The sequence below is a fragment of the Bacillus cereus group sp. BfR-BA-01524 genome (assembly GCF_022662595.1).
Lineage (GTDB): Bacteria > Bacillota > Bacilli > Bacillales > Bacillaceae_G > Bacillus_A > Bacillus_A thuringiensis_S.
In genome coordinates this window covers 1-7,390 of sequence record NZ_JAKUDW010000162.1, presented here as the reverse complement: position 1 = coordinate 7,390, position 7,390 = coordinate 1, and the positions used below count along the sequence as shown (strand labels likewise).

Genomic DNA, 7,390 nt, shown 5'->3' with positions numbered 1-7,390 from the left:
AAATATATCGGCGGTTATTCGAATATATCGACTTTCCGGCAAAACACGACAACTATCGCAAAGCTTATTTTCAGTTTCATAGACGGATAACTTGAATAATTATTTGATAATGGTTATCATTTAGGGAGTCTTTTTAATTTTGGAAAATGGGGGTAGGATATGCTACGTAAATTTTTTTCGTACTATAAACCGTATAAAGGTTTATTTATACTCGATTTTTCTTGCGCAGTTATCGCAGGATTACTAGAACTTGGCTTCCCGCTTATCGTAAATCAATTTATTGATAAGTTATTGCCAGGGCAAAACTGGACGCTTATTTTATGGGCTTGTTTCGGTTTATTGGCAGTTTATATGTTAAATGCAGGTCTACAATATGTCGTTACATATTGGGGGCATATGCTCGGTGTTAACATTGAAACAGATATGAGGCAGAAATTATTTGATCATATTCAAAAGCTATCATTTAGATTTTTTGACAATAATAAAACAGGTCATCTAATTTCACGCCTTACAAACGATTTAATGGAAATTGGGGAAATTGCTCACCATGGACCAGAAGATTTGTTTATCGCTATTATGACTTTAGTTGGGGCATTCTCATTTATGATGATGATTAACTGGAAGTTAGCGCTATTAACGTTCTTCGTCATTCCATTCTTATTATGGTTGGCGCTTTACTTCAATAAAAAAATGACAGGTACGTTCAGACGTTTATTCTCAGATGTTGCTGATTTTAATGCATGCATTGAGAACAATGTAGGGGGCATTCGTGTTGTACAAGCATTCGGAAATGAAAAGTTTGAGAAAGAGCAATTTGCTGTTAACAACGCTCGTTTCCGTACAACGAAATTAATGGCGTATAAAATTATGGCTTTAAATTCATCGATTAGTTATATGCTCATGCGTCTCGTAACGCTCTTCGTATTAATATGCGGTACATGGTTTGTTCTGCAAGGAGAATTAACATACGGTGGATTTATCGGATTCGTTCTATTAACGAATATTTTCTTCCGTCCAATTGAAAAAATTAACGCGGTAATCGAAAGCTATCCGAAAGGAATCGCTGGTTTTAAAAGGTATGTAGAGCTTCTTGAAACAGAGCCAGATATTGTAGACGCTAAAGATGCGATGGAAGTTAAACATGTACATGGTGATATTCAATATAGCAACATTACGTTCGGATATGAAAAAAAAGAACCGATTTTAAATGATATTAGTTTGAAGATACATGCAGGGGAAACAGTTGCGTTCGTTGGACCATCAGGAGCTGGGAAAACAACGTTATGTAGTTTACTCCCACGTTTTTATGAACAATCGTCTGGATCGATTCAAATTGATGGTATTGATACGAAAGATATGACGTTATCTTCACTTCGTAAGCAAATTGGAATTGTACAGCAAGATGTGTTCTTATTCTCAGGAACGATTCGTGAAAATATTGCTTACGGAAATTTAAAGGCGTCAGAAGCTGAAATTTGGCAGGCGGTAAAACGAGCGCAATTAGAAGATTTAATTTACTCACAACCAGACGGTTTAGATACTGTTATCGGTGAGCGCGGCGTGAAACTTTCAGGAGGACAGAAGCAGCGTCTAGCGATTGCACGTATGTTCTTGAAAAACCCACCAATTTTAATATTAGATGAAGCAACTTCTGCATTAGATACAGAGACAGAATTAGCAATTCAAAAGTCACTTGCTGAGCTATCTGTCGGCCGTACAACATTAGTTATTGCTCATAGACTTGCAACGATTAAAAATGCAGATCGAATTGTCGTTGTAAATAAAGACGGTATTGCAGAACAAGGTTCACATGATGAATTAATTGAGCAAGGCGGAGGATACAGTAGGTTATACGAAGCTCAGTTTAGTTCGTAAATATAATTTGTACTGAATTAGTGCACCATAAGTAGGTAAAAATCTCATATGGGAGGCTATAAAGTATGATTGTAACAACAACGTCTACAATTCAAGGAAAAGAAATTATTGAGTATATCGATATCGTCAATGGAGAAGCGATTATGGGTGCGAATATCGTTCGTGACCTCTTCGCTTCTGTCCGTGACGTTGTCGGCGGTCGTGCGGGTGCTTATGAAAGTAAATTAAAAGAAGCACGCGACATTGCAATGGAAGAAATGAAAACTTTCGCAAGACAAAAAAATGCAAATGCAATTGTTGGTATCGACGTGGATTACGAAGTAGTTCGCGAAGGAATGCTAATGGTTGCTGTGAGCGGGACTGCTGTTCGTATATAAAAGTAAAAAGCCGTGCTGATGCATGGCTTTTTACTTTATATGTCGAAGTTTCAATATTTCTTGGGAAATGTGGAAGGCCTTGTCGATATATAGGGGAGACATTAGAGCGCTTCTTTACATTTCCGTATTTGAACTAATAATGTTTCGTATTCTTGGTTGAGAGATGTGATGTCATCGTGATGATTTGGAATGGAAATTCGGCCGATGATTTCTGTTAATTTTGTTTGTAATCGTAATAATTCTTGTTCAGTAATGTTGACAGAATTCCCGGTTGTTCTTTTTGTGTATTGCTCGTAATTACCGTGGAAGATTCTTGGTTCACTCTCATCTACTTGGAGAATATGGTCTGCAACAGAGCGAATAAAGGCACGGTCATGGCTAATGAAAAGTATTGTGCCAGGATATTCTTGTAACATGGTTTCTAATTCTTCTTGCGTTGCTAAGTCTAAATAGTTTGTCGGTTCATCTAGCAGAAGCATATTATAGTTTCCTAAAAATACTTTTGCGAGTGCAACCTTCATTCGTTCACCCCCGCTTAGAACGTGCACAGGTTTATGAACATCCTCACGGCGGAATAGAAGCCGTGCAAGTATTGTGCGAACGAATGCTTCCGTATAGTTTGTTTCTTCTAGAACGTTTTCTAAAATGGTTTTATCTGTTTTTAAAATAGATAATGTTTGTTCGAAGTATCCAACTTTACAACTTTTCGATAGCTGCATGCCACGCTCGTTTGTGAGAAGCATGTTGAACAAAGTGGTTTTGCCGCTTCCATTTGCCCCTAAAATAGCTAGTTTTGCACCAGGGACAATAGTTCCATTCATATTTTTAAATAGTGTGCGGTCGCCTATTTTCTTTGTTGCTTTATTGAACTGTACTGCGACCTTACTATGAATGGGTGTATGGTATTGTACGTCAAACTGAGCTTGAGAAAAATCCTTTGGCTTTTCTTTCTTTTCTAATTTTTCGAGACGTGTCTCTAATGCTTTTGCTGCTTTACTAACCTGTTCTTGGCCATGAGCCCCACTTAATTTATAAAGTTTAGATTCAGATGAACTGAACCGTGTTGGGATTTTTGTCATGCTAGAAGCACGTTGCTTTTTTTGTAAAATGGATTGTTCTAAACGATTTTTTTCTTGTACGTATTGCTCATATTCTGCTTGTTTTTGTATTCGTTCACGTTCTTTTTGCTTTCGATAGTTGGAATAATTCCCTTTATACTCTTGAATAATACCGTCTTCAATTTCAATAATTTTGGTACATATATTATCTAGAAATTCACGATCATGCGATATTAAAACAAGTGCTCCTTTATAAGATGAAAGTGCCTTTTCTAATTGCTCTGTACCGACCATATCTAAGTGGCTTGTTGGTTCATCAGCGAATAAAATGCCTGCATTTTGTTCGAGAGCATGGGCAATCTTTAGCCGCATTCGTTCACCGCCGCTCATTACGTCGGTAACGTTTGAAATACTCCATTTTCCTTTTGCAAGGGAAGATGGAGTTTCCGGTAGTTCCTCGCTAAGCTGAGGAATGATGCTGATAGAACTATGATGAGTTACTATGCCTCTGTCGGCTTCTATTTCTTTACTTAATATTTGTAATAACGTAGATTTACCAGCTCCGTTGACTCCGACAATACCTATGCGATCCTGTGCTTGAATTTCCAGTGATGGTAACGTAAATAGTGTGCGATCACCAAAGCTCTTTTCAATATTACTTGCGAATAAAATAGTCATAAAAAAACCTCCCTAGTTTCACTAGAGAGGATAAACGTCGCCCTTGTATGTAAAAAATCGTATATAAATAAACGATTTTTTACATGATCGTTTCGAAAGAAAGTATCGACAAATGGACAGACTAATCCCCTGCTAGTTTTCATCATTTTTGTTCACTATTTGTGATGGATGAAATAAATAAGAGAATTAGAACTTCATTGGTCAAAGTACCTTCCTTTCATAATATTACTTTTATTGTATGCGTATACAAAAGGGTTTGTCAAACTTATTTCTATTTACTATTTTTGAATTTATGATTATACAATTGTGCTTTTGCCAGCGCCTCAGCATCGTTTTTGATTTCATCTAATCCATTCGCATCCCCAATAACATAACCTTCAAATGATGAACCAACAAAATCAAAGATATATTGGAATTGAGCGATAAGCGGTAATGCTTTTAGCTTTGGATTGTCCCCGCCAACGATGACAACATACATTTTTTTGCCTTTCATTTTTTCTTTGAAATGAAGAGATGTATCGCGCAAGCTTTGTGACCAGCGATCAACAAAGTTTTTCATATGTCCACTCATTCCGTACCAATATAATGGTGTAGCAAAGATGATTGTGTCGTGCTCTAACATGCGTTTGGTTAACTGCTCGTAGTCATCATTTACAGGTTGGAATCCTTCTGCATCATGACGCTTATCTGTAATAGGATAGACTGTGTGATCACGTAAATAAATTTGTTCTGTTTCAATTCCATCGATCATCATATGTGTTAAAGCTTCCGTATTTCCGTTTTGTCTTGAACTGCCATGTATAACAAACATGTAATCATCCCTTTTCTTTTGCTTGTTTTAGGAGTGAAACGTGTTTTTGCAAATTCGTTTGGATGTTGGAAAGTAATGTGATTTGCTTTGTTACTTCATTGAGTTTATCTTCGTAAAGCGTAAGGATACTGCTGCACGGATTGCCGTACAGGTGCGGTTCAATTTCAAGGCAGCGCAGCATCCTTGCCGTCTCTTCTAAATTTAAGCCAATTTGTAAGTACATTTGAATAAGCTCCACTTTTTCGATGGCACTTTCATCAAAATCACGGTAGCCATTTGCAAGGCGCTTAGAAGGGAGTAATCCCTTTTCTTCGTAATGTCTTAGTGATCTTTCACTAACGCCAGTTTCTTTTGATAATTCTCCAATTCGCAATGTGTTTCACTCCTTTTACATGTATTGTAAACCTTCACACTAATGTGAAGGTCAATGCTGTTTTTTCGCAAAAGAATTTACATGATTTAAGAACACTTGAATGGCTTTAGATGGAATGAAATATTTGCCGCGCACGATGGAGAACGGACGGATTAGTTGTTCATTTGGAACTTCGATGTGGAATAGTTCTTTTGCTAGTAGCTCTTTCCGTACAGTCCAATCAGAAAGTATAGCGATGCCAAGACCAGCACTAACAGCTTCCTTTACGCTTTGGATACTACTGAATGTAAAGAATCGTTTCATTTTTAAATGGTGTTGATGAATAAAGCGGTCACTATAAGCGCGTGTACCAGAACCACTTTCTCTTAATACCCATACTTGATCTTGGAGTGTGCTTTCATTTATTTCATTTGTGCGGAGCAATGGATGATTTGGCGGAACGACAAGCTTCATTTCATCTTGCATAAACGTTTCAACGTCAACATCAGCGTATATGACTTGCCCTTCTACTAGGCCGATATCAATTTGATTAGAGCGAAGGCTTTGCAAAACGTCTTCTGTATTTGAGATGAAAGTATGAACTTCGACGTGTGGATTTTCATTCGCATAGTTAGCCAGTATTTTTGGAAGTAAGTATTCGCCAATTGTAAAACTAGCACCAATGCGAAGTGTTCCTGTTACAACGTTATGTAGTTCATTAATCTCTTGCTTAGCATCTTCGTAAAGAGAGAGCATTTGCTTTGCATGTATATATAATATGTTTCCAGCTTCCGTAACTTGGACGTGCTTCGGGGAGCGTTGAATAAGTGTAGTGCCAAATTCGTTTTCTAAGTTGCGTATATGCATACTTACTCCGGGCTGTGAAAGGTTTAATAATTCTGCTGCACGTGAGAAGTGTTTCTGTTCAACGACAGTAACAAAAATTCTTAAAATATCTACGTTCATATAATGGGCTCCTTTCTTTTTCTATCATCTTATCATAAGTATTTCTGATGATAGAGATTTGGTATTGGTATTAAACTTATTATAGAAACTCTCTTATAATGTAAGTAGAAAGAACATGCATGTTCCAATACGATTATTGGGGTGGTACAAGGTGGAACAAACACTTGTTATACAAAAGAAGAAGGGCTTTGGATTTTCGCAAGGAATTGGGATTACATTATTAATCGCAATTGCCGCGAAATATTTAGCAGAGCTTCCATTTTTAAATATTATGGGACAATTAGTAATTGCTATTCTAATTGGGATGGTTTGGCGCGCTGCAATTGGAGTTCCTCATGATGCGATTGCAGGAACGAACTTTGCGAGTAAGAAGTTACTGCGCTTTGGGATCATCTTACTTGGAATGCGATTAAATCTTGTTGATATTGCGAAGGCGGGACCGAAAGTATTGGTCATCGCGGCGGTTGCTATTACATTTACTATTTTTGTTGTATACGGACTAACGAAAGTATTTAAAGTAGAAAAGAAACTTGGGATTTTAACAGCATGCGGTACGGCAATTTGCGGCGCGGCCGCGGTCGTGGCAATTGCACCGCAAGTGAAAGCAAAAGATGACGAAACAGCAGTTGGAGCGGCGATCATTGCAATTTTAGGTACAATATTTACGCTTATTTATACGTTATTATATCCAGTGCTTGGCCTATCTCCATACGGATATGGAGTGTTCTCAGGGGCGACACTGCATGAAATTGCTCACGTAATTGCGGCTGCGGCGCCAGGAGGAAGCACGGCTGTAGATATCGCAGTTATCGTGAAACTAACGCGCGTTGCAATGCTTGTACCAGTAGCGATTTTAATCGGATTATGGTTTGGTAAGAGTGAAGGTAGCGAGGAAAAAAGATCATGGCGCGACCTTCCAATTCCATGGTTCATCTTCGGGTTTTTAGCAATGAGTGCAGTGCATTCGCTTGGGATTATTCCAGAAGTTGTTGCGGGGTACATTGTTGTCATTGCTTATATGCTAATCGCAATGGCGATGGCAGGGCTCGGTTTAAATGTAGAGTTTAAAACTTTCCGTAAATTAGGAAGTAAAGCATTCGTGGCAGGGCTGATTGGCTCGGTTTGCTTAGCGGTTCTTGGATACGTTCTTGTATGGGGATTAGGATTTATATAAGTAGGACGAAGAAGCTGTTCCAAAAGATATTTTGGGGCAGCTTCTTTCTTATGCTTATGGTGCTACTGATGTCGATATATTTGGGAAATCGCCGATATA

Annotated in this window: 7 protein-coding genes; 3 read left to right on the top strand and 4 right to left on the bottom strand. The window is 38.0% G+C overall.

Annotated features, from left to right (window positions below; genetic code table 11):
* Positions 1–159: 159 nt before the first annotated feature.
* Both MR170_RS29245 and MR170_RS29240 read left to right on the top strand, forming a co-directional pair.
* Positions 160–1,875: an ABC transporter ATP-binding protein gene (locus MR170_RS29245; protein WP_242310422.1), complete on the top strand. Its 1,716-nt coding sequence runs from the start codon at positions 160–162 to the stop codon at positions 1,873–1,875.
* Between the two features lie 65 nt (positions 1,876–1,940).
* Positions 1,941–2,252: a heavy metal-binding domain-containing protein gene (locus MR170_RS29240; RefSeq protein WP_000637523.1), complete on the top strand. Its 312-nt coding sequence runs from the start codon at positions 1,941–1,943 to the stop codon at positions 2,250–2,252.
* A 101-nt stretch (positions 2,253–2,353) separates the two neighbouring features.
* On the opposite strand, the gene abc-f is transcribed toward MR170_RS29240, so the two are convergent.
* From abc-f to MR170_RS29220, 4 genes are all read right to left on the bottom strand, one after another.
* Positions 2,354–3,988 carry a ribosomal protection-like ABC-F family protein gene (gene abc-f / locus MR170_RS29235; protein WP_016079737.1) on the bottom strand — a complete coding sequence of 545 codons (1,635 nt, stop codon included), beginning with the start codon at positions 3,986–3,988 and terminating at the stop codon, positions 2,354–2,356.
* Positions 3,989–4,259: 271 nt separating this feature from the next.
* On the bottom strand, positions 4,260–4,799 hold the full coding sequence (locus tag MR170_RS29230; RefSeq protein ID WP_016079738.1) for a flavodoxin family protein: 540 nt from the start codon (positions 4,797–4,799) through the stop codon (positions 4,260–4,262).
* Between the two features lie 4 nt (positions 4,800–4,803).
* Positions 4,804–5,172, bottom strand: coding sequence for a MerR family transcriptional regulator (locus MR170_RS29225; protein ID WP_242310420.1), 369 nt, complete (start codon positions 5,170–5,172; stop codon positions 4,804–4,806).
* A 51-nt stretch (positions 5,173–5,223) separates the two neighbouring features.
* The gene (locus MR170_RS29220) at positions 5,224–6,117 is read right to left on the bottom strand and encodes a LysR family transcriptional regulator (protein ID WP_242310418.1); all 894 of its coding nucleotides are present in this window, start codon (positions 6,115–6,117) and stop codon (positions 5,224–5,226) included.
* A 151-nt stretch (positions 6,118–6,268) separates the two neighbouring features.
* On the opposite strand from MR170_RS29220, the gene MR170_RS29215 reads away from it, so the two are divergent.
* Complete coding sequence (locus tag MR170_RS29215; RefSeq protein WP_242310416.1) at positions 6,269–7,291, top strand: YeiH family protein; 1,023 nt, start codon at positions 6,269–6,271, stop codon at positions 7,289–7,291.
* The last annotated feature ends 99 nt before the right edge of the window (positions 7,292–7,390 follow it).